The sequence below is a fragment of the Acuticoccus kalidii genome, from assembly GCF_021556395.1.
Taxonomy (GTDB): Bacteria; Pseudomonadota; Alphaproteobacteria; order Rhizobiales; family Amorphaceae; genus Acuticoccus; species Acuticoccus kalidii.
This window is the reverse complement of the sequence record NZ_JAKGCS010000018.1, coordinates 20,874-47,601: the sequence shown is the minus strand read 5'-3', so window position 1 is coordinate 47,601 and position 26,728 is coordinate 20,874. Positions and strand designations below refer to the sequence as shown.

Sequence of the window (26,728 nt, the reverse complement as noted above, 5' to 3'; positions counted from 1 at the left end):
AGCGGTCCGGGGCCGCTAGCTAGCAGGTGAACCGCGTTTGAACAACCAAGGCCTTTCATGACAACGACCGTCGATGCCGCCGAAGTCGAGAAATTCGACCGTCTCGCCGCCGAATGGTGGAATCCGAACGGCAAGATGAAGCCGCTCCACAAGTTCAATCCGGTGCGGCTCACCTTCCTCCGGCAGACCATCAGTCGCCATTTCGAGCGCGATCCGCGCGGCGAAGCGCCGCTCGCGGGGCTCAGGATCCTCGATATCGGCTGCGGTGCGGGGCTCCTGTCCGAGCCGCTGTCGCGTATGGGCGCCGAGATCGTCGGCGCGGATGCCGCCGCCACGAACATCGAGGTCGCGCGGCGCCATGCCGAGCATTCCGGCGTCGATGTCGATTATCGCAACACCACCGCCGAGGCGCTCGCGGAGGCGAGGGAGACGTTCGACGTGGTGCTCGCGATGGAGATCGTCGAGCACGTGGCCGATGTGAATGCCTTCGTCGCGGCGTGCGCCACGATGGTGCGCCCCGGCGGCCTCACGGTGTTCGCGACGCTGAATCGGACGCCGAAGGCGCTCGCGCTCGCGATCGTGGCGGCGGAATATGTTTTGCGGTGGTTGCCGCGCGGAACGCACGAATTTTCCAAATTCGTGCGCCCGGCCGAGCTCGAAGCGGCCTTCACCTCGAACGGCCTGTCGCCGCGCGACGTTGTGGGCGTCGCCTACAATCCGCTGCGCGACGAGTGGTCGATCGGGAAGGACGCCGAGGTCAATTACATGATCACCGGCGTCCGTCCGCTCGCCTGATCAGGCGGCCTCGCTCTTCCTGAGGAAGTCGTCCATCCGCTCCATCGCCTCCAGAATGCGGTCCTTCGCGGCCGCATAGGAGACGCGGACATAACCTTCGCCGAGAATGCCGAAGTCCGGCCCGCCGATTAGCGCGACGCCGGTCTCCTGGAGGAGCTTGTCGGCGAGGGGCTTCGCCTTCCAGCCGGTCTCCTTGATGTTGGGGAACGCGTAGAAGGCGCCCTTGGGCGTCGCGCAGCTCACCCCCGGCAGCGCGTTCAGCGCCTCCACCACCGCCTTGCGGCGATCGTCGAAGGCGGCGACCATCGCCTCGGACGCATCCTGCGGCCCGGTGAGGGCGGCGATCCCGGCATATTGGGCCGACGCGTTGACGCAGGACCAGGCATTCACCGCGAGCTTGCGCGCCTTGTCGAACAGAGCGTCCGGCCAGAGCGACCAGCCGAGGCGCCAGCCCGTCATCGCATAGGTCTTCGAGAAGCCGTCGAGGAGGATGAGCTGGTCGCGAAGCTCGGGGAAGGAGCCGAGCGAGACGTGCTGCAGCCCGTCATAGGTCATGCGGCCGTAAATCTCGTCCGACATCACCGCGATGTCGGGCCGGTTCGCGAGGATCTTGGCGAGCTTCGCAACGTCTTCGGGCGGGGTCACGCCGCCGGTGGGGTTCGCCGGCGAGTTGATGATGACGAGCCGCGTCTTGTCGGAGAGAAGGCCCTCGAGATCGTCCGGCGAGAAGGCGAAGCCGTTTTCCTCACGGATCGGCAGCGGAACCGGGGTCGCGCCGGTGAACTCGATCATCGAGCGATAGATCGGGAAGCCGGGGTCTGGATAGATGATCTCGACGCCGGGCTCACCGAACATGACGATCGCGAGATACATCGTCACCTTGCCGCCGGGAACGACGAGGACGTTGCCCGCATCCGTCGCGACGCCGGTGCGCATCTGGATGTCGTTGGCGATCGCCTCGCGCAGCGGGGTGATGCCGGTCGCGGGCGTATAGCCATGGTGACCGTCGCGCAGCGCCTTCACGGCCGCCTCGACGATATGGTCGGGCGTCGGAAAATCCGGCTGGCCGATGCCGAGATTGATGATGTCGCGCCCTTGTTCGGCGAGCTTGTTGGCCTTCGCGAGCACGGCGAAGGCGTTCTCCTCGCCGATGCGGTCGAAGCCGCTGACGGTGTGTAGCATGTTGAGATTCTCCTCCCTACGGCGCGCGTCTTAGCGAAGCGCGCCGCAGATGACTATCGGGTGTCGGCGTTTCGTGCGGGATCGGATCCCTACTGGACGGCCGGGTCGCGCACGGTGACGTGCTGGCCGCGCACCCGCTCGCGGTGAAGGATGTAAAGACCCGCGCCGGCGATGACCAAGGTTCCGACGATGGTCCAAAGGTCCGGCGTGTCGTCGAAGATGACGTAGCCGAAGGTGATCATCCAGACCATCTGAGTGTAGATGAACGGCGCGAGCAGCGACGCGCTCGCCACCCGGTGGGCGACGACCATCGCCCCGTGCCCGATCGCGCCGAAAATGCCCATCAGGACGGCGATGCCCCACGCCCAACCCGACAGGTCCATCAGTGCATGGCCGGAATAGGGAACGAGGAGCACCATGCCGACGAGGGCGGAGAGCATCATCAGGCTCTCCTGCGATTCGGTCCGGTGCATCCGCCGCGTCAGCAGCGAATAGGACGCGTAGCACAGCATCCCGATGCCGGAGAGGCCGGCCGCCCAGTGCATCGCGCCGGTGCCGGGACGCGTCACGATGAGGACCCCGATAAAGCCGATCCCGACCGCGATCCAGCGCCGGATGCCGACCTGCTCGCCGAGCAGTGGCCCCGCGAGCGCGGTGACGACCAACGGTCCGGCGAACATGATGGCGCTCGTCTCGGCGAGCTGGAGATAGCGAAGCGCCCAAAAATTGAAGAAGGTCGCGCCGAGAAGGCAGAGGCCGCGCAGAATGTGCCAGAACACATGCTGGGTGCGGAACGGCCGCAGATTGCGCCAGACGCGGAAATAAAGCGCGAGAATGAGAACGTGGAAGGCGTAGCGCAGCCAGACGATATCGACCGATTCCATCGTCTGGTTGAGATATTTCGCCGCCGTATCGAGACACGAGAACATCGCGGCGGCGAAGGTCATGAGGAGGATGCCGCGGATCGCGGCACCCGCTTCGGTGTTGGCGGGGGCTAAAAGGGGCACTTAGGCAGTCGCGTCCTCGGCGTCGTCGTCCTCGTCGTCGCGATGCTTGGCAGAGCCCTGGGCGGCGAGAAGATTTTTCTCCATCTTTCGTAAAAGCCGCCGGAGCCGTTTTCGATCCTTGTCGTCGAAGCCGGTCAGCGCTTCTTTTTCGAGGCGCTTCCAGGTCTTGTCGATATCGTTGAGGAGGGCGCGGCCCGGATCGGTGAGGAACACGCGCGCCAGACGCCCGTCGGTGGTCGAGGTCTGCCGGACGAGAAACCCGTAAGCGGCGAGCCGTGTGACCATCTTCGTCACCGTCGGCGGCTGCACGCCGAGTTCGGCGGCGAGCTCGCTCATCGTTTGACCGTCCGTGCGGGCGAGCGCCTTGAGGACGACTTCCTGGCCCGGATGGAGGCCGAGCGCTGACAAATGCGCACCCGACCGGGCACGCTGCGCCTTCGCCGCCTGCGCGAGGCGGTAGGTCGCGGTCTTGGCGTAATCGAACGGCATCGGGACCTCTGTGCGCCCGCTCGCTCCGGCTCGGGAAGATCGCGGCGGGCATGACAAAGCCATATGCCTCAATACGTGCCGCGAACGATGACCGCAAGCCGAACACGGGGCGTCGCATCCCCCGCATAGAGCCATGAAACGGCAGAAACGCACCGAAATCGGGCCGTTTCGGCGAGACTCCAGCGATTTGTATTTATAAAACTTACGGTGAAGCGGTCAGAGCGCGGCGATCATCGTCTCGACGCGCCCGACATGGGCGGCCCGGCGCGCCTCGGTGGAGCTGTCGATCTTGTAGAGCGCGGCATAGCGGGTGCGGCAGGTGGGATGGCAGATCGCCCGAAAGCCGCGCAGCAACGTCTTGCGGCCGGGCTCGCCGATCAGCTTCGATTGCCACCAGGGGGCGCCGCAGGTGGTCGCGACTGCGATGGTGCGGATATTGTCGAGCTGGCGCTGCATCGGCTTCGATTCGGTCGGCATCGTGAAGGTCGCGTGCGGGATCATCACGCGGTCGAGCCAGCCTTTCAGCATCGCCGGCAGCCCGAACCACCATGTCGGATAGACGAACACCGCCGCGTCGCACCAGCGAAGCCGGGCGAGATGCTCGGCGACGGGGATCTCGTTGTCGCCGGGGGTGTGGTAGCCGAGCCGCTCCTCGCAGCTCATGACCGGGTCGAACCCCTCGGCATAAAGATCGATGAGCCGCACCTCGTGGCCGGCTTCGGCCAGTGTCACCACCACACGCGCGCAGATATGCGCGGAAAAGCTCTCGGGATTGGGATGACAATAAACGACGAGCGCGCGCATCAGGCCATGAGAGACGGAAACAAATAAGGCTTACCGTAATCGAAATCGGGCTGATCCCAAGCGATCATCTTGCCGGGATTGAGGAGCCCCTTGGGATCCGCGCGCCGCTTGAAGGAGAGCTGGACCGCATCGGTCTGCTTCATCCCGCCTTCCTCGAGCGTATAGCGGTGCGGATTGAAGATCGGGCACCCGTGCTCCTCGTGGATCGCGACGATCTCGTCGAGCCGAGCCTCGCTGGTGTAGCGGACGAGGGGCAGACCGAAGCATCCGACCGCCCCGTCGAAGCGGACGAACTCCAGATGTGTCGGCGCCTCGTCGCCCAAAAGCCCGGCGATCTTCATCACTTTCGCCGCGATATCGGGCTGCGGATAGAGAACCTGCAGGTAGGTGATCGCCGGATCGACGCGCAGCGCGCGCAGCGTCGTGTGGTTCCAGCAGAGCTCGAAGGCGGCCGGGAGGGTCTTCAGAAGTGCCGCATCGACCGTATCGGAGCGGAAGGTCACGGCGCCGCCGGCATGGGCAACGGCATAGGCGACGTCGGTCACCGCAAACGGCGCGGCCATGACGACGAGCACCGCCTCGCCGGCCTTCAGATAGGGTGCGTGCCGCTTGAAATAGGGCGTGACCGCCGCATCCATCACCGCGACATTCTTGAGGAGAAGGCCGTCCGCCGCGGCGAGCGCCTCGCCGCATTTCACCGCCGCTTCCAGCGAGGCGAAGGAGGCGATCATATCGACCCAGTCATAGGCCGGGGCGAGCGGCATCTCGACCTCGGTGATCACGCCGGTGGTGCCGTAGGCGTGGCTCGCTTTGGCGATATCGGGGCCGGTGAGGTCGATCAGCGAGCCGACGGTGCCGTCCATCGCCGCAAGGCGCAGGCGGATGATGTTGCCGGGATCGCGCAGGCCGCCCCAGCGGATCGATCCGACGCCACCCGAGCCGCCGGCGACGAAGCCGCCGATCGAGGCCGTGTGATAGGTGGAGGGCGACAGGCGCAGCTCCTGGCCGCTCGCGCGCGTCGCCGCGTCGATATCGGCGAGGATCGCGCCGGGCTCGGCGACGACGCGTCCGGGCTCGATCGACAGCACCCGGTTCATGCCGGACATATCGAGGATGAGGCCGCCAGCGAGCGGCATCGCCTGACCATAATTGCCGGTTCCCGCGCCGCGCACCGTCACCGGCACCTCATTGCGCCAGCAGGATCCGAGGATGAACAAGAGCTCGTCGAGATCGCGCGGGGTCGCCACGATATCCGCCGTCACGCTGTCGAGCTGGCGCTTCAGCACCGGCGAATACCAGTAGAAGTCCCGGCTCTTTTGCTGGACGATTCTCGGGTTCACCTCGAGCGGCAGCTCTTTGAGGTCGGATTTCAGCGCGGCGAGATCCATAGGCCGTCCAGCTCACAATAGTCGGGCGGTGCGGCCTCGAGGACGGCCCCGTTCCGAATGACGATACGGTCATATTGTGGGCGCGCGAACAGCTCTGTCCAAGAGCGGGCCTTGAAGAGAACGACATCCGCGGGCGCGCCGGGGGCCAACCGGTCGCGATCCGGCAAACCCATGATGGCGGCTGGAGTCGCGGAAAACGCCAGGGGCCACGCGCCGACCGGGTGGTCGAGATGGAGGATGCGCGTGGCTTCTCGCCACACCTCCACCATGTCGAGGTCGCCATAGGCGTAAAACGGATCGCGTGTGTTGTCCGATGCGATGGCGACCGGGATGCCGCGCGCGGCCATCTCATGCACCAGCGTTCCGCCGCGAATGCGGGGCGTGCGACCGGCCCGGCGGTCCTGGAGATACTGGTTGCACATCGGCAGGCTGACGATCGAAATCCCGGCCTCGGCGACGGCGTCGAGCGTCCGGTCGGCCGTGCTCTCGTCCATCGCCATCAGCGAGCAGCAATGGCCGCAGGTGATCGTCCCGGAAAAGCCGATCCGCTTCGCCTCCGCCGCGACGACGGCGAGGCAGTTGGAGGCCGGATCGAGATTTTCGTCGACATGGAAGTCGATATCGAGGCCGCGCGCCTCCGCCTCCTCCATGAGCCGCGCGACCTTCGCTTGCATCGGCGGCACGGCATAGAGGACCGCGCCGACGATCCCGCCATGGCGCGTCACATGGTCGAAGAGCGGGCCGGGGTCGTCCGGGACGCCCTCGATGCCCATGAGGCTCGCGCCTTGGAGCGTGATGCGGCCGGCCCATTCCGCCCGCAATTCGGCGAAGACGGGCCAGGAGATCGCATCTTGCGGCGGCATCGAATCGATATGGGTGCGGATCGCCGCGGTCCCCCGCGCATAGGCGGTCTCGAGCGCGAATGTCATCCGCGCTCTGAGGTCGTCCGCCGACCAGAAACGGTGGTCCTCGCCCGTGGCGGCGAGCGCTCCGGCGAACGTGCCGTCCGGGTTCGGCGTGCGCGGCCAGATATGGCCCTTGTCGAGATGGGTGTGCATGTCGACGAAGGCGGGGACGAGGATGCCGCCGGCGGCGTCGATCCCGTCCGCGAGGCCGGCGGCGGGTTCTACCAGCGCGATGCGCCCGCCTTCGATCGTGACGTCGCAGAGGTTGAGGTCGTCCGCCGGTTCCTCGCGAAAGGCGGCGGGGAGGGCGGCGTCGACGATCTTCATCGCCGGGTCGCGCTTTCGTGCCATTTGCCGAGGATCCGGTTGGAGAGGAGGCTGAGCAGGACGTAGATCACGATGCCGCTCGCCGAGATCAGCAGGAGCGCGGCGAAGAGGCGCGGAATGTTGAGCCGATAGCCCGATTCGATGATCCGCGAGGCAAGCCCCGTCCCGAAGCCCGACGCGCCGGCCACGAACTCGGCGACCACCGCCCCGATCAGCGCGAGGCCGCCCGCGATCCTGAGCCCGCCGAGAAAATAGGGCATCGCCGCCGGCAGGCGCAGATAGCGCAAGGTCTGCCACCGGCTCGCGCCATAGAGGCGGTAGAGGTCGCGCAGATTGTGGTCGGCCGAATTGAGGCCGAGCGTCGTGTTCGACAAAATCGGGAAGAAGGCGACGATCCAGGCGCACAGCAGGATCTTCGCGAGGTCGTTCTCGACGTAGATGTTGATCAGCGGGAAGATCGCGACGATCGGCGTCACCTGGAGCACGACGGCGATCGGAAAGAAGGAATATTCCACCACGCGGGACTGGGTGAGCGCAATCGCGAGGAGGACGCCGCCGACGGTGGCGAGCGCGAGGGCCAGAAGGGTGATCGCCAGCGTGTTGAAGAGCGAGGGGCCGAGAATGGCCCAGTCGTTCACGATCGTCGCGAGCACCAGCCACGGGCGCGGCAGGATGTAGGTCGGAATCGCGTTGATGACGACGATCGCGTCCCACAGCGCCACGAACGCCGCGAGCACCACCAGCGGCAATCCGATCCGCAGCATCTTGTCCGTCCGCCGCCGGCGTTCGCTGAGGCTCGGCGCGGTGGCCGCCGCCTCGTCGCTTTCGCGGCGCGCGGCGAGGCTCATTCGCCCATCGCCCGGTGCAGCGCCTCGGAGGTGATCCGCGCGATCTCGCCATTCTTTGGCGAGGTGCGGAACGCCTCGGTGCGCGGAAAGGGCTCGTCGACGACGATGTCCGCCGCGATCCTGCCGGGCCGGTTCGTCATCACCGCGATGCGGGCGGAGAGGTAGACCGATTCGAATACCGAATGGGTGACGAAGACGACCGTCCATCCCTTGTCCGCCCAGAGCCTCAGGAGATCATCGTTGAGGCGGAAGCGGGTGATCTCGTCGAGCGCGGCGAACGGCTCATCCATCAGGAGGATCGACGGGTCGGTCGCGAGCGCGCGGGCGATCGAGACGCGCATCTTCATGCCGCCGGAGAGTTCGCGCGGATAGGCGTTGCGGAAGTCGGCGAGGCCGACGCTTTCGAGCGCGGTCATGATCTGCGCTTCGGCGCTGCTGCGCGTCATGCCTTTGAGCCGCAATGGAAGCCAGGCATTGTCGAAGACGGTGGCCCACGGCATCAACGTGGGCTCCTGAAAGACGAAGCCCACATTGCGCTCGCGCTGCGCCGCGCGGCCGGTCGCCCGGTCGTGCCAGGTGATCGTCCCCTCGGTCGGCTCGTCGAGACCCGCGATCAGCCGCAGGATCGTCGACTTGCCACACCCCGAAGGGCCGAGCAGCGATAGAAATTCGCCGCGTCCGATCCTGAGATCGACGCCGGCGAGGGCGCGCGTGCCGTTGTCGAACGTCTTGCCGACACCGTCGAGGGAGACGATGGCTTCGGCGCTCTCGGCGGGGCTCGCGTTCAGCACGGCGGGCCGGTTATTCGCCGGTGAGCTGTTTCTTCAGATCGAGCCCGACGCCCTTGTTGACGAAATCGAGCGTGTAGATGGTCTCGAGATCGAGCCCCTCGGGTGCGACCTTGGCCTCGACCATCTTGTCGTAAAAGCTCTTGAAGCGCGCGTCGGTCATCGCGCCGATGCCGAGATCGAGCGCTTCGCCGGAATCGACGATGCCGTATTCCTTCATCTTGTCGATCGAGTAGGCGAGCTGCGCCTCGGTCATCTCCGGGTTGGCCTCGAGGATGAGGGCGTTGCCGGCCGACGGGTCGCCATAGAGGTAGGTGTACCAGCCGAGCGCCGAGGCATCGACGAAGCATTGCACCGCGTCCGCCATCTCGTCGATCGTGCTCTGCATCACTTCGACGGTGGTCGCGTAGGTGTCGAACCCGTGATCGGCGAGGAGGAAGACGTTGGGCGTGAACCCGCCCTGCGTCTCGATCGCGTACGGCTCGGACGTCACGTAGCCCTGTTGGCCGGAGCGCGGATCGGCGAGGAAGGGGGCGGGGTTGAAGGTGTAGGGCTCGCGCTGATCGGCGGTGAAGCCGTAGGCGTCGATCATCCATTGATAATAGGACTGGAAGCCGTTCTCGCCGATCATCAGCTTGATCGTCTTCAGGTCCTCGAACGTGTCGAGCCCCTGGTCGGGGTGGGTCATGATGACCTGCGGCTCTTTCTGGAAGTGCGCCGCGACGACGACGAGCGGGATCCCCTGTTCGGCCGCGCTGAAGGCCTGGAGAAGGTTGCCGCCCATGTGGAACTGGATCCGCCCGGCGAGGAGGAGCGCGCGGTTGTTCACCTGCGGACCGCCGGGAGCGATCGTCACGTCGAGGCCGCAATCGGCATAGGTCCCGTCCGCGACAGCCTGATAATAGCCGCCATGCTCGGCCTGGGGCAGCCAGTTGGTGCCGAAGGTGACGGGCGTCAGCTCCTGCGCGTGGACGGCGCTTGCGCCCATCGCGGCGATGGCGACGGCAGTCAAAAGCGTGCGGTGCATCATCTTCCCCTCGGTCCGTTCGATCCGGATACCATGCGATAGCATCGCCGCGCCGTCGGCGACAACGCGCCCGCCCGCGACGCGTTGATTGCAAGCAATTGTTGTGCCGTGATGACCGCTGCACCCGCGCTCCGAGAGGCCCGCTTGGACCATGAAACACCACACGCCAGAGACCATCCGCCGCCCCTTCGCGAAATATTCGCATGCCGTCGAAATTCCAGCAGGGCGGCGCCTTTTGGTCCTCTCCGGCCAGCTCGGTATCGGGCCGGACGATGCGATCCCGGACGGGGCGGAGGCGCAGGCCGCGCTCTGCTTCCGCAATATCGACGCGATCCTCGCCGAGGCGGGCGGCGATGCACGCTCGATCGTGCGGATCAACGCCTTCGTCTCGGGCCGGGAGCACCTCGCAGGCTATATGGCGGCGCGCGACCGATATGTCGCCGACCCGCCGCCCGCCTCGACCTTGATGATCGTCGGCGGCTTTACCCGTGAGGCGTTCGTCGTCGAGGTGGAGGTTCTCGCCGCGCTCGACTGAGGGCCCGCGCGATTGCCGACTTGCCACGTCGGCGGGCCCGCCCATAGTCTTCGAGCGGCCCCATCTCGACCGGCCATGGAGTTCCGACGATGCCCCTGCCGCTTCCCTATTGGGCGGACATGACCGCGCTCGATTTCTCGACCGACACCGATGATTGGATCGCCGTCATCCCGACGGCCGCCATCGAGCAGCACGGCCCCCATCTGCCCCTCGGCACCGACACGATCATCGCCGAAGGCATGGTGAAAACGGTCGTCGAGCGCCTGCCGGACGATATTCCGGCCTCCTTCCTGCCCGTCCAGGCGATCGGCAAGTCGAACGAGCACATCAGTTATCGCGGCACGCTGACGATGGCGTGGGAGACGGCGATTAAGGCGTGGCTCGAAATCGCGACGTCCGTCGCGCGGGCCGGCGTGCGACGTATCGTCTTCGCGAACTCGCACGGCGGCAACACGGCGATGCTCGACATCGTGACGCGCGAGTTGCGCGTCCGCTTCGACATGCTCGCGGTCCATTCGGCCTGGATGCGCTTCGGCGAAGGCGAGGCGATCGGCGAGGCGGAGCGCGCCTATGGCATCCATGGCGGCCAGGTGGAAACGGCGTTGATCCAGCATTTCCGCCCCGATCTCGTCCGCACCGAGCATCTTCAGGATTTTGCCAGCGAGCAGGCCCGCCTCGTCGCCGAGCGATCCCATCTGCGCGCTCACGGCCAGCACGTCTTCGCCTGGAAGGCCGGAGACCTCAACCCGAATGGCGTCGTCGGCGACGCGGCGGCGGCCACCCCGGCGCTCGGCGCGCGCATCGCCGCCCACCAGGCTGACCGCTTCATCGAGCTTCTGCGCGACGTTGCAACGATTGACCTCTCTGTTCTGAAGTAAAACGGCCCCGAGCCGTCCCGCCGAAATTGTGCGGTGGACGAATCCGGACCGTTGTGGGTAGAGTCTGCGGGATATTTCCAACGCCGCTGTGGTCACGGCGAGTTCTTGGGGGACGGCTATATGAAGCGTGTTTGGATCGCCGCTGCTCTTCTTGCGGCGTCTTGCGGCACAGTCATTGCTCAAGATGATGAAAAGACGTTCAAGTTCGCCTTCCAGGGCGAGCTTAAGTCGCTCGATCAATACACGCTCAACGAAACGTTTTCGTTGTGGACGCTCGGCAACGTCTATGAGGGGCTCGTCCGTCTCGACCCCGATCTCAACATCATTCCGGGTCTTGCCGAGAGCTGGGAGATGGTCGACGACAACACTTGGCGCTTCAACCTGCGCAAGGGCGTGACCTTCCATAACGGCAACCCGTTCACGGCCGACGACGTCGTCTTCTCCGCCAATCGCGTCCGCTCCAAGGGCTCCGACCTCACGACCCGCGTCCCCGCCGACGCCGAGTTCGTCGCGATCGACGATCACACCGTCGAGGTCCGCCTCGACTCGCCGAATCCGATCCTGACGGCCGAGTGGCCGACCTGGGGCATCATGGACAAGGAGTGGACCGAGGAGAACGACGCCGTCGCCGTCACCTCCGCGTCCGCCGAGGGCCAGAATTACGCCGCGCTCAACACCAACGGCACGGGCCCGTTCAAGATCGTCAGCCACGAGCCGGGCGTGAGGACCGTCTTCGAGGCCAATACCGACTGGTGGGATTGGGACAATCGCGCGTTCAATATCGAGCGCGCCGAATTCACCCCGATCGGCTCGGACGCGACGCGTGTCGCCGCGCTCCTCTCGGGCGAGCTCGATCTCGTCTATCCGATCCCGGTGCAGGACATTCCGCGCGTCGAGGCCAATCCCGGCACCGAGGCGCTGACCGGACCGGAGCTGCGGACGATCTTCCTGGGCTTCGACCAGAAGCGGCCGGAGCTTCTCTATTCGAGCGTCAAGGGCGAGAACCCCTTCCAGGACGTACGGGTGCGCAAGGCGTTCTATCAGGCGATCGACATCGAGGCGATCAAGCAGAAGATCATGCGCAACCTGTCGACCCCGTCGGCGCTGATGATCTCGCCCGCCCTCTATTCCCGTTCCGACGAGTTCGAGCGCCTGCCTTATGATCCGGACGCGGCCAAGGCGCTTCTCGCCGAGGCCGGCTATGGTGACGGCTTCTCCGTCGGCATGGATTGCCCGAACGACCGCTATGTGAACGACGAGCAGATTTGCCAGGCGGTCGCCGCGATGCTCGCCCGCATCGGCGTCACGATCGAGTTGAACGCGCAGCCCAAGGCGCAATATTTCGCCAAGATCCTCGCCTCGGGCGGCTACGATACGTCCTTCTACATGCTCGGTTGGACCCCCGGCTCGTTCGACAGCTACAACGTGATCCGCGACCTCAACGCCTGCCGCAACGACGACGGCACCGAGGGCGGCCCGTTCAATCTCGGCGGCTATTGCAACGAGGAGGTCGACGCCCTCGCCGCGAAGATCCTCGTCGAGAACGACATCGACACCCGCGATGCGATGATCGCCGAGGTCTACACCATCCTCAACGAGGAGGTGTCGCATATCCCGCTTCACCAGCAGGGCCTCGCCTGGGGCAAGTCCTCCGACATCGAGGTGTTGCAGCGGGCGGACAACGCGCTCCTTCTGTCGACCGTCAAGAAATAGGGGCGGGGCCGTGAGCCCCCCTCGGCTGCCGCTATGATCGGATTCATCGTCCGCCGCATCGTGCAGGCGATCGTCGTGATGCTCGTCGTCGCGCTGATCTCGTTCACGATGTTCCGTTTCGTCGGCGATCCCGTGAACCAGATGGTCGGCGTCGAGACGACGCCGGCCGAACGCGCCGCTCTGCGCGATGATCTCGGCCTCAACGACCCCGTGCCCGTGCAGTTCTGGCGCTTCGTCAGCGACGCCGCGCAAGGCGATTTCGGCGTGTCCTATCAGTTCAAGCGCCCGGTCGCGGAGCTTCTCGCGGCGCGGATGCCGGCGACGCTGGAGCTGTCGTTCGTCTCGGCCCTCTTCGCCCTTCTCATCGGCATCCCGATGGGGGTCTATACCGGCCTCAAGCGCGATCACTGGCTGTCGAAGCTGTTCCTGTCGGTGTCACTGATCGGCATCTCGTTGCCGACCTTCCTGATCGGCATTCTCCTCATCTTCGTCTTCGCGGTGAACCTTCAGTGGCTCCCGTCCTTCGGGCGCGGGCAGGTCGTCGATCTCGGCTTCTGGACGACGGGGCTTCTCACCGTCTCCGGCCTCAAGGCGCTGATCCTGCCGTCGATCACGCTCGGCCTCTTCCAGATGACGCTGATCATGCGCCTCGTGCGCGCCGAGATGCTGGAGGTCCTGCGGTCCGATTATATCCGCTTCGCGCGCGCTCGCGGTTTGCGGGATCGGACGATCAATTTCGGCCATGCGCTGAAGAACACGTTGGTGCCCGTCATCACCATCACCGGATTACAGCTCGGCTCGGTGATCGCTTTTGCCATCATCACCGAGACCGTGTTTCAATGGCCGGGGATGGGCTTGTTGTTCCTGCAGGCGGTGCAGAATGTCGATATCCCGATCATGGCGGCCTATCTCCTGATGATCGCGTTCCTGTTCGTCGTCATCAATCTCCTGGTCGACCTCCTCTATGTCGTGGTCGACCCGCGCATTCGCCTGACGGGGCCCGCGGCATGAGCGAGAGCGCCCCCCACCGCGCCGAGCCCGACGGCGAAGCGGCCTCCTCGGTCGCCGCGATCGAGAGCCGGCCGCGCCCGTTCCGCACCGCGCTCTTCGACAGCGATCTCCTGCACGCTTTCCTGCGCTCCAAGCTCACGGTCCTCGCCGCGGTGGTGACGCTCGTCATCTTCGTCGCCGCCGCGTTCGCCCCCTGGATCGCGCCGCATGATCCCTCGGACCTCGCCTCGCTCTCGCTTCTCGACAGCCTGACCCCGCCGGCATGGGTGAATGGCGGATCGACCACTTATCTTCTCGGCACCGACGATCAGGGCCGGGACATGCTGTCCGCGATCCTCTACGGCACGCGGATCTCGCTCGCCGTCGGCCTCGCCTCGGTGGCGCTCGCCGCCTTTATCGGCATCACGCTCGGCCTCATCGCCGGGTATGTGCGCGGCCCGATCGACAGCTTCATCATGCGCGTCGCGGACGTGCAGCTCACCTTTCCGGCGATCCTCATCGCGCTCTTGATCGACGGCACGGCCCGCGCGCTGTTTCCGAGCCTCACCCGCGAGGAGAGCGCGTTCTACGTCCTCACTTTGTCGATCGGGCTGTCTTTCTGGGTGCAGTATGCCCGCACCGTGCGCGGCTCAACGCTGGTGGAGGCCAACAAGGAATATGTCCTCGCCGCCAAGCTCATCGGGCTGCCTACCTTCGTCATCCTGCTGCGGCACATCCTGCCCAACATTATGGGCCCCGTCCTGGTGATCGCGACGATCAATCTCGCGCTCGCGATCATCACGGAGGCGACCCTCTCCTTCCTCGGCGTCGGCGTGCCGCCGACCGAGCCGTCGCTCGGCACGCTGATCCGCATCGGACAGGATTTCCTCTTTTCCGGGGAATGGTGGATCACGATGTTCCCGGGCGCGATGCTCGCGGTCCTGGTGCTCGCGGTGAACCTCCTCGGCGATTGGCTCCGCGACGCGCTCAATCCGAGGCTGAGATGACGGCGCGGCTCCTCGCCGGCGGCATCGGCTACGAGATGGGCCGCCATTTCCCCAATCCCGGCGATCCCGTCGGCGCGACGCGGATGATGCTCGAAGAGCCGGCCCTCGTGCACGACCTTCACGAGGGCTATCTCGAGGCCGGCGCCGAGATCATCACGACGAACACGGGGGCGGCCAACCATCGCCTCCTCAACCGCCACGGCCTCGGCGATCGCTTCGCCGAGGCGAACCGCATCGCCTGTGAGGCGGCCGTCACGGCGCGCGACAGCGTTAATCCGGCGGCGCTGATCGCCGGTGTCCTGCCGCCGATCAGCCAGTCGGACGATCCGAACGACCTGCCGCCGCTCGGCCTGATGGAAGCCGAATATGCCGAACTCGCGCTGATGCTCGCCCCGCAGGTCGACCTCTTCATCTGCGAATCGATGTGGTCGGCGGCGCAGGCCTTCGCGGCCGCGCGCGCCGCGCGCGCCGCCGGGCGTCCGGTCTGGGTCGCCTTCACCCTGCGCGATGCGGGGGAGCCGGTCCTGCGCGGTGGTGAGCGGATCGCCGATGCCGCCACGCTCCTCCAGGACATCGCCGTCGACGCGCTCCTCCTCAGCTGCACCACGCCGGAGATGGTGACGCTCGGTCTTCCCGAACTCATCCGCGCCGCCGACGGGGTGGAGGTCGGGGCCTACGCCAACGCCTATCGCGACGTGCCGGGCGAATGGCAGGCCGGCAAGAATCTCGAGGCGCTGATGATCCGGGAGGATATCGACGCGGAAGCCTATGCCGCCTACGCCGAGCACTGGCTCGACGAGGGGGCGACCATCATCGGCGGATGTTGTGAGGTCGGACCCGCTTATCTCGCGCGGCTCAAACTGCTCATCGAGGGACGCTGATGGAGGCCGGCCCCGTTCTCAGCGTCCGCGATCTCACGGTCGAGTTTCCGACCCGTCGCGGCACGCTCACCGCCATCGACGGCATCTCGTTCGACATCGCGCCCGGCGAAGTGCTCGGCGTGGTCGGCGAATCGGGGGCGGGCAAGTCGTTGACCGGCACGTCGATCATCGGCCTCCTCGACCCGCCGGGCCGGATCGCGGGCGGCGAGATCCACCTCGAAGGCCGCCGGATCGACAATCTCCCCGCCGACGCGATGCGCACCATTCGCGGCCGGCGGATCGGCACCGTGTTCCAGGATCCGCTGACGAGCCTCAATCCGCTCTACACGATCGGCCGCCAGCTCACCGAGACGATCCGCACCCATCTCGGCCTCGGCCGCCGTGCGGCGCGCGACAAGGCGATCGCGCTGCTCACCGAAGTCGGCATTCCCGCGGCTGACAAGCGGCTCAACGCCTATCCGCACCAGTTCTCCGGCGGCATGCGGCAGCGCGTGGTGATCGCCCTCGCGCTCGCCGCCGACCCGGTCCTCGTCGTCGCCGACGAGCCGACGACCGCGCTCGACGTGTCGGTCCAGGCGCAGATCATCAACATCCTGAAGCGCATGTGCCGCGAGCATGGCGCGTCGGTGATGCTGATCACCCACGATATGGGCGTGATCGCCGAGACGGCCGACCGTGTCGCGGTGATGTATGCCGGGCGGATCGCGGAAATCGGGCCGGTCTCCGATGTCGTCAAGCGGCCGCGCCATCCCTATACGGTGGGGCTGATGGGGGCGATCCCGCGGCGCGAAGGCGGGGAGCGGCGCCTGCGCCAAATACCGGGCGCCATGCCGCGGCTCGACGCGATACCGCCGGGGTGCGCCTTCAATCCGCGTTGCCCCGAGGCGTTCGCCCGCTGCCGCCTCACCCGTCCCGGCCCGATGGAGGTCGACGCCTCGCACGTCGCCTGCTGGCTCTACGATCCCGACGCGACCCCCACGCCGGACTTTCCCCCTTCCGAGGATGACGAGGGGGATACGGAAACGGAGTGGCAGACCTATACGCCGCCCCCCGATCCCGATCCGCAACACGCCTTCACCGCATCTGGCGAAGCGCTGGTGGAGGGGCCGGGCCGGGCCTTCGACCTTCCGCAGTCCGATTGGCGAAAGGTGACGCGGCCATGACCGACACGATCGACCACGACGAGGCCGTGGCCGCGCGCGCCGCCGATCCGGCCGCCGCCTCTGAGACCCTCGTCACGGTGGAGCATCTTTCGCGCACCTTCGACGTCTCGCCCCCTTGGCTCGACCGCGCGCTCGAAGGCATGAAGCGCCAGATCGTCCACGCCGTCTCCGACGTGTCGTTCACGATCGAGCGGGGGGAGACGTTCGCCCTCGTCGGCGAATCGGGGTCCGGCAAGTCGACGATCGCCAAAGTGGTCGTCGGTCTGATGCCCGCGAAAGGCGGCTCGATCGTCATCGACGGCGTTACGATGGGGGAGGGGTCGTCGCGTGACGTCCGGGCCTTGCGGCGGCGGATGCAGATGATCTTCCAGGATCCCTATGCGAGCCTCAATCCGCGCATGCGGGTCGACAAGATCCTCGCCGAGCCGATCCGCGCCTTCGGCCTCATGTCGGGCCGGAACCGGCGGGCGCGGGTCGCCGAACTCCTCGAGGCGGTCGGCCTTCATCCGCGCGACGGGCGGAAATACCCGCACGAATTCTCCGGCGGCCAGCGCCAGCGCATCTGCATCGCCCGCGCGCTCGCCTCGAACCCGGCCTTTCTCGTGTGCGACGAGCCGACATCGGCGCTCGATGTGTCGGTGCAGGCGCAGATCCTCAATCTGATGAAGGATCTCCAGGACGAGCTCGGCCTCACCTACCTCTTCATCAGCCACAATCTCGCCGTCGTGCGGCACATGGCGAACCGGATCGGCGTCCTCTATCTCGGCCGCCTTGCCGAGGTCGCCCCGTCCGAGGCGCTCTTCTCCACCCCGCGCCACCCCTACACGAAGATGCTCCTCGACGCCCTGCCGGACGTCGAGATGTCCGGCCGCGCGCGCACGCCGGTGACGGGCGAGATCCCGAACCCGATCGATCCGCCGACCGGCTGCGCCTTCCATCCGCGCTGCCCGCTCGCCGACACCCGTTGCCGCGCCGAGCGCCCGGAGCTCGCCCCCGCGCCCGATACGCCGGCCAATCTCGTCGCGTGCCACGCGGTGGAGGAGGGGCGCGACCGGCAGGCCGCCTGAACGAACGCGGCGCACCCCGCCGCCGCAAGCGCCGCACCACCCGCGCCCGTTAGCTTTGCCGGGCCGAGAGTGGGGCGGGCGGCCCGCTCGCGACCGCGAGGGGGCCTATGCCGAGCACCATTCCCGTCGATCGATTGCTGACGAAGGCCGGCACCATGGCCCGCGCCGGCCACTATCTGGAGGCTCACCGCCTCTATCGCACGGTGCTCGATCACTATCCCCAAAATCGCCGCGCGGCCGACGGGCTGCGAAAGATCCGTGAGCCCGCGCCCTGGGGCAAGGGCAGCAAACGGCTGAAGGGAAAGCTCGAGCACATCGCCACGCTCCAGCGAGCGCGCCGGGTCGAGGATGCGGCGCAGGCGAGCCGGGCCCTCGCGGCGGAGTATCCCGATACCATCCGCGTCCACCTCCTGCGCGGCGCCCTCGCGCTTCAGGTCGAGGACGCGCTCGGCGCGGTCGAAGCGTTCACCCGCGCCGTCCAGCTCCAGCCGACCTACCCGGACGCTTACCGCCAGCTCGGAGAGGCGCTGAAGCGGCTCGGCCATCGCGAGGAGGCGCTCGCCGCCTACCGCCAGGCGATTGCGGTGCATCCCGAGGCGGCGGAGCCGCGCCGCGATCTCGGCCTTCTCCTGCGCGAACTCGGCCGTGGTCTTGACGCGATCGAGGCCCTCACCGCCGCGATCACCCTCGCGCCGGACGATATCGCGGCGCGCGCCGCCCGCAGCGAAGCCCACAAGGATCTCGGCGAATATGACGAGGCGGCGGCGGATCTCGCCCGCATCGCCGCCCTCCGACCGGACAGCGCGGACGCGTTGAATTCCCTCGCGAACGCCCTGTCGCGTGCCGGCCGTCACGGCGAGGCGGTGGCCACCTATCGCAAGGCGTTGCAGATCGCGCCCGGCCATCCCGAGGCGCACAACAATCTCGGCGTCGCCCTCTTCGAGATGGGCGACCCGGACGGCGCGCGCCCGCATTATGCCGCGGCCCTCGCCGCCCGTCCCGACTATGCCGAGTGCCACCGCAATCTCAGCACGATCACCCGTTATGCGGCGGGCGACCCGCACATCGACGCCCTCCGGTCGCTCCACGAAAGCGCGTCAATCGGCGAGGCCCAGCGGATGCACGTCGCCTTCGCCCTCTTCAAGGCGCACGACGATCTCGGCGCGGTCGACACGGCGTTCGCCTATCTCGAAGAGGGCAACGCCATCCGCAAGCGTCTCCACCCCTATGACGGCGACAAGGTTCGCACCACGATCGCCGGCATCAAGCGCTTCTTCGCCGCGGGCGCGCCGCCGCAACTGTCGATGCGCAAGACGGGCGATCGGACGCCGATCTTCATCGTCGGCATGCCCCGCTCGGGGACGACGTTGGTCGAGCAGATCCTCGCGAGCCACCCTTCGGTCTCGAGCGCGGGGGAGATCATGGCGTTCGAGCGCGCGTTGCTGCCCCACGCCGAGGCGATCCGGGAGGCGACGGCGACCACGCTCGACCCCGCGATCGTCGCCACGTTCCGGCGCGATTATCTCGCCGCCCTCGACCGGGTCGGAAAAGGGCCGTTCGTGACCGACAAGATGCTCGTCAACGCCCGTTGGATCGGCTTTATCGCGATGGCCTTTCCCGAGGCGCCGATCATCCGCCTGAAGCGGGACGGCATGGCGACCGGCTGGTCGATCTATCGGCATTATTTCGCCTCGAGAGGCAACAATTACGCCTATGACCAGCGCGACATCGCCGGCCACTATCGCCTCCAGGCCGACCTCATGGCCTTCTGGCACAAGGTCTGCCCCGGCCGGGTCCATGACCTTTGTTACGAGGAACTCGTCGACGACCAGAAGCACGAGACGCATCGCCTTCTCGCCGCCTGTGGCCTGCCTTGGGATGCGGCCTGTCTCGATTTTCACCGGACCGACCGCGCCGTCGCGACCGCGAGCACGGCACAGGTGCGCCAAGCGCTCTACAAAGGAAGCGGTGAGGGATGGCGCCGCTATCGCGCCCATCTCGGCCCGATGATCGACGGGCTCGGCATCGGGCCGCCATGCGCGAAAGGTTAGGTGATCGTCTCAGCCGGCGGCAGGCGGATGCGCGCCGTTGCCGCCCACGGCCCGGGATTGCGGAGGTCGGGGCGAGAACGTCACCCGCACGTGGGTGCCGCCGGGCCGGCTGTCGATATCGATGACCCCGCCGAGTTGCTTGGCGAAGGCCGCGACGAGCTGTTGACCGAGGCCCGATTTCGCCTCCGGGTCGAGGCCGCCCCGTCCATTGTCGGCAACCTCGAGCACGGCATCGGGGCCGCTCGGACGGAGGCTGACGCGGATGATGCCCTCGTCCTCCGCGGCGAAGGCGTATTTCAGCGCGTTGGTCATCAGCTCGTTGGCGATGAGGCCGAGCGGCGTCGCGACGGTGGTCGAGACGACGATCGGTTCGAGATCCGTCTCGACCCGTACGGCGGTTGAGATCAACGCGCTCGCGACCTCGTCGACCACCTTCTGCAGGAAATGGTCCGCGCGCGTCTCCATCACTTCTTCGTCGACCGTGAGGGTGCGGTAGAGGTCGGCGACGGACTGGACGCGGCGCTTCACCCGCGTCAGCGATTCGTGATGCGTCGGGTCGGTGGCGCGGCGGCCTTCGAGGGCGATGATGGAGGAGATCATGCCGAGGCTGTTCATCACGCGGTGGTTCAATTCGCGCAGGAGCCTCGCCTGATAGGTGAGGGCGGCGTCCATCCGCGTCTCGGTCGCTTTGGCGGCGGTGATGTCCCGCATGACGATGGCGAAATGGAGCGGCCGATCGAGCTTGGTCGCCTGCACGTCGAACGAGCGGCCGGTCGCCTCGTCGTCGAGCTCGAAGCGGGCGGGGGTGCCGGTCAACGCGACGGCGCGGCAGGTGTCGAGCCACGCGGCGGCACGGGCCGGCATCACGTCCCGCCCGGTCCTTCCGGCCGGGGGCGGAAGATCGAGCAGTCGCTCGAAACCGGGGCCGACCGCGAGAAAGCGATAGTCGACCGGGGTGCCCTCGTCGTCGAGGACCAATGCACAGATGCAATACGTCTGGTCTGTCGCGCAGATCACTGCGTCGAGTACGCTCGCCTTCAATTGGCGCAGAGCGTCGCGATCCATCGGTCTCTCGCCGCCATTTTACAAGCTGCTGCCGCTCGAACGCTACTGCAGGATCGAACGGCGATGCAATTGGTCTCACGGGCATTCGCTCCGTGCGCCGACGCGACATATTGTTCGTGACAGCGTCTCATGCTACCCGCCCGACCATGACACACCGACGACGCTGCCCAGTCTGACCGTCCGATTGGCCCTTCGGCCATGCCGTCAACCGTGCGCGAGCGTCCCATGCCCCCCGATCTCAATATCCGGCCCGAGGAAGCCTCGGACGCCGATGCCGTCGAAAATCTCTATGCCATCGCCTTCGGTCCGGGGCGCTTCTCCCGCACGGCGTACCGGATGCGAGACGGGGTGCCGCACGATCCGCTGACGAGCTTCGTCGCCGAGCGGAACGGATTGGTGATCGGCGCGATCCGGCAGACGCGCATTCGGGTCGGCGAGGCGAAGGCCTATCTCCTCGGTCCGCTCGCCGTCGCGGAGACGGCGGCGAAGCAAGGGATCGGCCGCGGGCTCCTCAAACGCTCGATCGACGCGGCGCGGGGGACGGCGGCCGATGCGATCGTCCTCGTCGGCGATCCGCCTTTTTACGGGCCGTCCGGGTTCGATCAGGTGTGGGACGCGATCCTGATGCCGGGCCCGGTCGAGCGGCACCGGCTCCTGTGCCTTCCGCTCAAGCGAATGGTGTCCGGACCGGTGAGCGTCGCGACCTGGTGAGGGAAGGCGAGATCGGGTCGCGCCCGATCGGCTGAGATTTCGAGCCGCCGCAGACGCCGCCACAGCGTTCTTCCTGCCCGTTCGGGGCGTTGGGACGCGAAGTGCGGTCGCCGCGTCGCGTCCGATGATCCGCGTTCTTATCCACCGGGGTCCGATTGTTCGCGGTCCGATGGTCCGGGATATTTCGGCCCCCGGCCCCGGCCTCTTCGTCCGGCGGATCGGCCGGAAGCTGGTCGACGGCCCGGGCTTGGGGTCAGGCCTTTGGCGGCGAGGGTCAGTGACCCTCGCGCCACCAGGTGCTGCCGAGACCGGCGAGAAGGATCGCAAGCCCGAGGAACCCCGCGAAGAGGGGCACACGGTCGATGCCGACGAGCTCGCTCGCCTCGGAGCGTTTGAGGCCCACCCAGTCCGTCCCCGACATCATCCGCCCGGTCGGACGCATGAGAATGCGCGGCGGACCGTCCCCCGGCTCGACGCGGCGCACCGATCCGCCGGTCATCTCCGCGACCGGTTCGAGCTTCGTCGTGTCGGAGCGCAGATCCTGCGCCTCGAGCGGGTTTGCCGGGCCGACATGGCCGAGCGCCGTCAACGTGCCGTCATCCGCCCGGTAAAGGCCCATATCGGGCGCGTCGATCGAGGCGCGCCAGAGGCCCGGCTCGGCTTCCTCGAGCGTGATCGTCTGCTCTTCGCCGGAGGGGGTGGTCAGCGTCACCGGGGCGACGGTGTCGGACAATGTCTGCCGCTCGACGGTGAGGGTGCCGGCGCCGGCATCGAGCCGCAGCGCCTCCTCCTCGAGCTCCGGCTCCTTCATCAGCCAATGCGACAGGCGGCGCAGCAGCGGCACATACGGCCCGCCCCCGTCATAGCCCCGCGCCCAGAGCCAGACATGATCCGACATCATCATCGCGACTCGGCCATCGCCTTCGCGCGACAGGGTGAGGAGCGGGCTCGCGCGCGCTCCCGTCATCACCGTTTCGCCGGCGACGGGGACGGTCTCGATCTGGCGGAACCACTCGCTCCAGGCCGGCGGCTCGGATTCCGAGCCCGGAAGGCCGCGCGTCACCGGATGGCGGGCGCCGCGCTCCGAGACCTCGGGCCGGAACGGCTCTTCGATGATCTCGCCGGACGGGGCGGCCGGAAGGGCAGCCGCGAGCGGTGTGTGATAGATCGAGCGGGACCCCGCATAATCCGGCCCCGCGGCGATCAGGACCGCCCCACCGTTCAGCACATATTGCGCGATATTGTCGAAATAGAGCGCCGGCAGAACGTTGCGGCGGTGGTAGCGGTCGAAGACGATGAGGTCGAACTCGTCGATCTTCTGGCTGAACAGCTCGCGGGTCGGAAAGGCGATCAGCGACAGCTCATTGATCGGCGTCCCGTCCTGCTTCTCCGGCGGCCGCAGGATCGTGAAGTGGACGAGGTCGACCGAGGCGTCGGACTTCAACAGGTTGCGCCAGGTCCGCTCGCCTGCATGGGGCTCGCCGGACACCAGAAGCACGCGCAGATTCTCGCGCACCCCTTCGACGATCGCGACGGTGGTGTTGTTGACGTCCGTCAACTCGTCGTCGACCGTCGGCACCTCGAACTGGAAGAAATTGTTGCCGCCGTGGTTGATTGGCGCCTCGATCGCGACCTCGTCGCCGACGCGGACCTGCCGCCGCTCGACGAGTTCGTCGTCGATGCGGACGGTCAGCGGAACGTCCTCGTCCTCCGCGCCGGTATCGCGCACCCGCACAACGATCGTCTGGGTCGAGCCGACGAGGCCGAAGCGCGGGGCGGCGACGATCTCGATGCGCCGGTCGCGCTCGTCCTCGCGGCCGACGACGAGGCTGTGGATCGGCGCGCCGAACGGGGCGGTGCCCGGTACGTCGTGCACCTGACCGTCGGTGATCATGATGGCGCCGGCGATGCGGTCGGGCGGCGTGTCGCCGAGAAGGTCGGCGAGAGGGCCGAAGAGGACCGTGCCGTCCTGGTCGGGGGCGGGCCGATCGACGGTGAGGGTGCGCACCTCGAGGCCCGCGGTCTGCTCGAGACGCTGGACGATATCGGCGGCGAGCGCGTCGGTCGCCTCGACGCGGCCGGCGGCGCGTTGGCTCTGCGTCCGGTCGACGACGACCGCGACGACGCCGTCGAGCGGCTCGCGCAGCTCACGCTGGAGCGCGGGGTTCAGAAGGGCGATCGCGAACAGGAGGACGGCCAGCCCCCGGATGAGGGAGCCGCGCACGCGCCGCGCGATCCCGATCGCGGCGAAGACGAGGCCGACGGCCGCGAAGGCGGCGACGAGCCACCAGGGGATGAACGGATGGAACGCGAGACTGAAATCCATCATGTCACTCATTGGCCGAGGCGCTCCAACAACGCGGGCACGTGGACCTGGTCGGCTTTGTAATTGCCCGTCATCGTGTAGATCGCGATGTTGATGCCGGCCCTCAGCGCCATTTCGCGCTGATAGGGATCGTTCGGCACCGTCGGGTAGAGGTAACTTCCGTCCGGCCCGACAGCCCACGCACCGGCGAGGTCGTTGCCGGTGATGAGGATCGGGGAGACGCCGTCACCCGCGCGCGCGGGGCGGTTCGTGGTCTCCGTCATGTCGATCGTCTCCACCCAGAGGGGCGAGCCGGACCAGCGGCCGGGAAAGCCGTTGAGCAGGTAGAAGGTCTTCGTCAGGACGTGGTCCTGCGGCACGGGCTCGAGGGGCGGAATGTCGAGCCCGTCGAGGATCTCCCGCAGCGCGAGCGTCGCGGGCGAGGCCGAGTTGAGGACGGCGCCGCCCTGATCGCGCGTGTCGAAGAGGATCGTTCCGCCATTCTTCATGTAGGCGTCGACCTTGGCGATCGCCGCGTCGGACGGGCGCTCGCTGTTCGGCGACAGGGGCCAATAAAGGAGCGGGAAGAAGGCGAGATCGTCGGTCTCGAGATTGACGCCCATCGGCTCGGCCGGCTCCACCGCCGTGCGGCGCAGGAGCGCATCCGAAAGGCCTTGAAGCCCCGATTCACTCACCCTGTCGAGGGTCTGGTCGCCGGTCGAAACATAGGCGAGGCGTGTCTGGAGCGAGGCGCGCATCGCGAAGGCTTGCGCCGCGTCCTGCGCCGCCGCGGGCTGGACGAAGGCCGCGCCGAGCACCGGAAGGAGAGCGGCGAGCGCGATCGAGGCCATCGCCCGGCGTCGGAACGCCCCCATCAGAAGCAGGATCGCCAGCGCGTCGACGAGGAGGAGAAGCGCAGCCATGGTCATGAAGAGCCCCTTCAGCTCGGTCGGACCCTCGCTCGTATAGAGGCCGACATTGACGTCGGGAAACGCGGAAGGATCGATCGCCGCGAGCGTCTCGCCGTCGTCGAGGAGGTTGACGGCGCGGAAGGCGCCATCCGTGCCGTAAAGGCCCGGCGGGTGACGCGGGCCGGGCTCGATGTCGCGCGCGACGAGCGGCTCCACCATCGGCCCCGGCGCGACGAGACGGCCTGCGCCGTCGAGGACGCGATAGGGCGGTAGAGCCGGCCCGCTCTGACCATCGCCCGAGCCGCCCGTCGCGGTCGACAGCTCCACCACCGCGCGCAGCATCTCCACGAAGGAGGCCGAGAGCGGCAGGTTCGACCATCCCGTGTCCGCGGTAACGTGGAAGAACACCACCCAGCCCGCCCCGATATTGCGCCCCGTCACGAAGGGGGTGCCATCGGCGAGGGCGGCCCAGGTGCGCTCGGTGAGTGCGATCGAGGGTTCGGCGAGAAGCTGACGCGTCACCGTGACGTCGGCGGGGACGGTGAGGCCGGCAAAGGGACCGTCGTCGCTGAAATCGGCGAGCGGTTGCGGGTCTTCCCAAGACAGCGTGCCGCCCAGCGTGCGGGCGCCCTCGCGCATCGGGACCGGGACGAGATCGTCCATGCCGTCGGCGGTGCGCGGTCCGGCGAAACGCAGGAGGACGCCGCCTGAATTGATCCAGCGGGCGAGGGTGTCCTGCGTCGAGGGAAGCAGCGTTCCGACATCGGCGAGCACGATGACGGAGGTGCCGGCGTCGATCAGCTCGTCGATCGCGCTCGGCAGGTCGAGCGCCGTCGGAGTGCGCAGATCCGTGGAGGGCGAAAGCGCGGCGCGCAGAAAATGGAGCGGCGACAGGAGTGGCTGAGCAAGGTCGAGCGAGCCGCCCGAGATCAGCCCCACCGTCCGGCGGCGGAAGCGCTCGTCGAGCAGGCGGACGGCGGCGGCGTTGCGTGCGCCGGCGACGGTGACGCGCATGGCGTCGTTGCGAAGCTCGGTGGGCAAAACGAGCTCGGCCGTCGCACTCGTCTCGCCCTCGATGAAGGCGACCGGGCCCTCGGCGAGGACGAAACCGCGCGGATCGAGGATGCGGACCTGGCGCGAGATGGCGCCGGGCGCCGCGTCGCTGACGAGCGTCACGCTCATCCCGTCGGCGCTGTTCGTCACGTCGGAGACGCCGAGTATGTCGCCGGGATCGGGCACGAAGAGGCGCACGGGCGAGGCGCTGGCCGCGGCGAGGGCGGTATAGAGGCGCGCGTCGTCCTCGCCGCCGAGCCCGTCGGCGAGCCATGCCGCGCCGCCGACTTCGACGCCGTCGAGCCGATCGGCAAGTTGGGCGCGCCGGGCCTGCCACGGCCGCGGCTCGAGGCTGCCGAGGAGTTCGCGCGCGGCGGAAGGGCTGCCCGCGGTGAGCGGCGTGGTCGAGGCGTCGGACGTCGCGACGAGGATCACGGCGCGATTGGCGCTTTCGGCCTCGGTGATCAGCCGATCTGCGGTCTCCACCCGTGCCGGCCAGTCGTTCGCGGCGGCGAAGGTGTCGTCGAGGACGATCAAAAGCGGGCCGTTGCCCATCGCGGCCGGACGCTCGGGCCGCAAAATGGGCTGGGCGAGGGCGATGATCACCAACGCCGCGAGCGCGAGGCGCACGAGCATCAGCCACCAGGGGGTGCGGGTCGGGGTCTCCTCACGCTTCAAGAGGCCGAGCAACAGACGGGTCGGGCCGAACGTGATGTCGTGCGGGCGAGGCGGAGTCGCGCGCAGAAGCCACCACAAGAGTGGCAGGAGCAAGAGCGCCCACAACACAGCAGGCGCACCGAAACCGACAACGCTCATCGCGTTCTCCTCATGCGAAGGG

General features: G+C 67.4%; 22 protein-coding genes and 1 pseudogene. 11 read left to right on the top strand and 12 right to left on the bottom strand.

Annotated elements, in window-relative coordinates; translation table 11 throughout:
• Positions 1–57: 57 nt before the first annotated feature.
• The gene (ubiG, locus tag L1787_RS12270; RefSeq protein ID WP_235709155.1) at positions 58–795 is read left to right on the top strand and encodes a bifunctional 2-polyprenyl-6-hydroxyphenol methylase/3-demethylubiquinol 3-O-methyltransferase UbiG; all 738 of its coding nucleotides are present in this window, start codon (positions 58–60) and stop codon (positions 793–795) included.
• Here the strand turns inward: ubiG and L1787_RS12265 are convergent, their stop codons facing one another.
• The 9 genes from L1787_RS12265 to L1787_RS12225 all read right to left on the bottom strand — a co-directional run bounded on the left by L1787_RS12265 (position 796) and on the right by L1787_RS12225 (position 9,563).
• Complete coding sequence (locus L1787_RS12265; protein ID WP_235709154.1) at positions 796–1,977, bottom strand: pyridoxal phosphate-dependent aminotransferase; 1,182 nt, start codon at positions 1,975–1,977, stop codon at positions 796–798.
• 89 nt (positions 1,978–2,066) lie between these two features.
• Complete coding sequence (locus L1787_RS26060) at positions 2,067–2,984, bottom strand: DMT family transporter (RefSeq protein WP_235709153.1); 918 nt, start codon at positions 2,982–2,984, stop codon at positions 2,067–2,069.
• Positions 2,985–3,536 (bottom strand): MarR family winged helix-turn-helix transcriptional regulator, encoded by a 552-nt coding sequence (locus L1787_RS12255; protein WP_439648287.1) that lies wholly within the window; start codon positions 3,534–3,536, stop codon positions 2,985–2,987.
• Positions 3,537–3,689: 153 nt separating this feature from the next.
• The gene (locus L1787_RS12250) at positions 3,690–4,277 is read right to left on the bottom strand and encodes an NAD(P)H-dependent oxidoreductase (protein WP_235709151.1); all 588 of its coding nucleotides are present in this window, start codon (positions 4,275–4,277) and stop codon (positions 3,690–3,692) included.
• A complete protein-coding gene (locus L1787_RS12245) occupies positions 4,277–5,665 on the bottom strand; it encodes an FAD-binding oxidoreductase (protein ID WP_235709150.1) in 1,389 nt (462 codons plus the stop codon). The genes L1787_RS12250 and L1787_RS12245 overlap by 1 nt, the downstream gene beginning before the upstream one ends.
• Positions 5,647–6,921, bottom strand: a complete 1,275-nt coding sequence (locus L1787_RS12240; RefSeq protein ID WP_235709149.1) for a cytosine deaminase — start codon at positions 6,919–6,921, stop codon at positions 5,647–5,649. The genes L1787_RS12245 and L1787_RS12240 overlap by 19 nt, the downstream gene beginning before the upstream one ends.
• Positions 6,894–7,661, bottom strand: a complete 768-nt coding sequence (locus L1787_RS12235; RefSeq protein WP_235709166.1) for an ABC transporter permease — start codon at positions 7,659–7,661, stop codon at positions 6,894–6,896. Before L1787_RS12235 ends, L1787_RS12240 begins: the two co-directional genes overlap by 28 nt.
• An 80-nt stretch (positions 7,662–7,741) precedes the next feature.
• On the bottom strand, positions 7,742–8,536 hold the full coding sequence (locus L1787_RS12230) for an ABC transporter ATP-binding protein (RefSeq protein ID WP_235709148.1): 795 nt from the start codon (positions 8,534–8,536) through the stop codon (positions 7,742–7,744).
• A gap of 10 nt (positions 8,537–8,546) precedes the next feature.
• Complete coding sequence (locus L1787_RS12225) at positions 8,547–9,563, bottom strand: ABC transporter substrate-binding protein (RefSeq protein ID WP_439648289.1); 1,017 nt, start codon at positions 9,561–9,563, stop codon at positions 8,547–8,549.
• A gap of 148 nt (positions 9,564–9,711) precedes the next feature.
• Between L1787_RS12225 and L1787_RS12220 the strand changes: the two genes are divergently transcribed.
• The 9 genes and pseudogenes from L1787_RS12220 (at position 9,712) to L1787_RS12180 (ending at position 19,845) form a co-directional block, all read left to right on the top strand.
• Complete coding sequence (locus tag L1787_RS12220) at positions 9,712–10,095, top strand: RidA family protein (protein ID WP_235709147.1); 384 nt, start codon at positions 9,712–9,714, stop codon at positions 10,093–10,095.
• A gap of 89 nt (positions 10,096–10,184) precedes the next feature.
• Complete coding sequence (locus tag L1787_RS12215; protein ID WP_235709146.1) at positions 10,185–10,973, top strand: creatininase family protein; 789 nt, start codon at positions 10,185–10,187, stop codon at positions 10,971–10,973.
• A gap of 120 nt (positions 10,974–11,093) precedes the next feature.
• A complete protein-coding gene (locus tag L1787_RS12210; RefSeq protein WP_235709145.1) occupies positions 11,094–12,686 on the top strand; it encodes an ABC transporter substrate-binding protein in 1,593 nt (530 codons plus the stop codon).
• A gap of 33 nt (positions 12,687–12,719) precedes the next feature.
• Positions 12,720–13,697, top strand: a complete 978-nt coding sequence (locus L1787_RS12205; protein ID WP_235709144.1) for an ABC transporter permease — start codon at positions 12,720–12,722, stop codon at positions 13,695–13,697.
• Positions 13,694–14,683, top strand: a complete 990-nt coding sequence (locus L1787_RS12200; RefSeq protein WP_235709143.1) for an ABC transporter permease — start codon at positions 13,694–13,696, stop codon at positions 14,681–14,683. The genes L1787_RS12205 and L1787_RS12200 overlap by 4 nt, the downstream gene beginning before the upstream one ends.
• Entirely contained in the window at positions 14,680–15,564 is an 885-nt protein-coding gene (locus L1787_RS12195; protein ID WP_235709142.1) for a homocysteine S-methyltransferase family protein, read from the top strand. The genes L1787_RS12200 and L1787_RS12195 overlap by 4 nt, the downstream gene beginning before the upstream one ends.
• Positions 15,564–16,526: pseudogene (locus tag L1787_RS12190) on the top strand (ABC transporter ATP-binding protein); the annotation flags it as partial. The gene L1787_RS12195 and the pseudogene L1787_RS12190, both read left to right, overlap by 1 nt.
• Positions 16,527–16,723: 197 nt before the next feature.
• Positions 16,724–17,794 carry an ABC transporter ATP-binding protein gene (locus L1787_RS12185; protein WP_439648286.1) on the top strand — a complete coding sequence of 357 codons (1,071 nt, stop codon included), beginning with the start codon at positions 16,724–16,726 and terminating at the stop codon, positions 17,792–17,794.
• Between the two features lie 107 nt (positions 17,795–17,901).
• Positions 17,902–19,845, top strand: coding sequence for a tetratricopeptide repeat-containing sulfotransferase family protein (locus tag L1787_RS12180; protein WP_235709141.1), 1,944 nt, complete (start codon positions 17,902–17,904; stop codon positions 19,843–19,845).
• A gap of 9 nt (positions 19,846–19,854) precedes the next feature.
• Here L1787_RS12180 and L1787_RS12175 read toward each other — a convergent pair whose 3' ends face one another.
• The gene (locus L1787_RS12175; protein WP_235709140.1) at positions 19,855–20,910 is read right to left on the bottom strand and encodes a sensor histidine kinase; all 1,056 of its coding nucleotides are present in this window, start codon (positions 20,908–20,910) and stop codon (positions 19,855–19,857) included.
• A 225-nt stretch (positions 20,911–21,135) separates the two neighbouring features.
• On the opposite strand from L1787_RS12175, the gene L1787_RS12170 reads away from it, so the two are divergent.
• The gene (locus tag L1787_RS12170) at positions 21,136–21,621 is read left to right on the top strand and encodes a GNAT family N-acetyltransferase (protein WP_235709139.1); all 486 of its coding nucleotides are present in this window, start codon (positions 21,136–21,138) and stop codon (positions 21,619–21,621) included.
• Positions 21,622–21,895: 274 nt separating this feature from the next.
• On the opposite strand, the gene L1787_RS12165 is transcribed toward L1787_RS12170, so the two are convergent.
• Entirely contained in the window at positions 21,896–23,959 is a 2,064-nt protein-coding gene (locus tag L1787_RS12165) for a hypothetical protein (protein ID WP_369415090.1), read from the bottom strand.
• Positions 23,956–26,706, bottom strand: a complete 2,751-nt coding sequence (locus tag L1787_RS12160; RefSeq protein WP_235709138.1) for a DUF4159 domain-containing protein — start codon at positions 26,704–26,706, stop codon at positions 23,956–23,958. The genes L1787_RS12165 and L1787_RS12160 overlap by 4 nt, the downstream gene beginning before the upstream one ends.
• Positions 26,707–26,728: the final 22 nt, after the last annotated feature.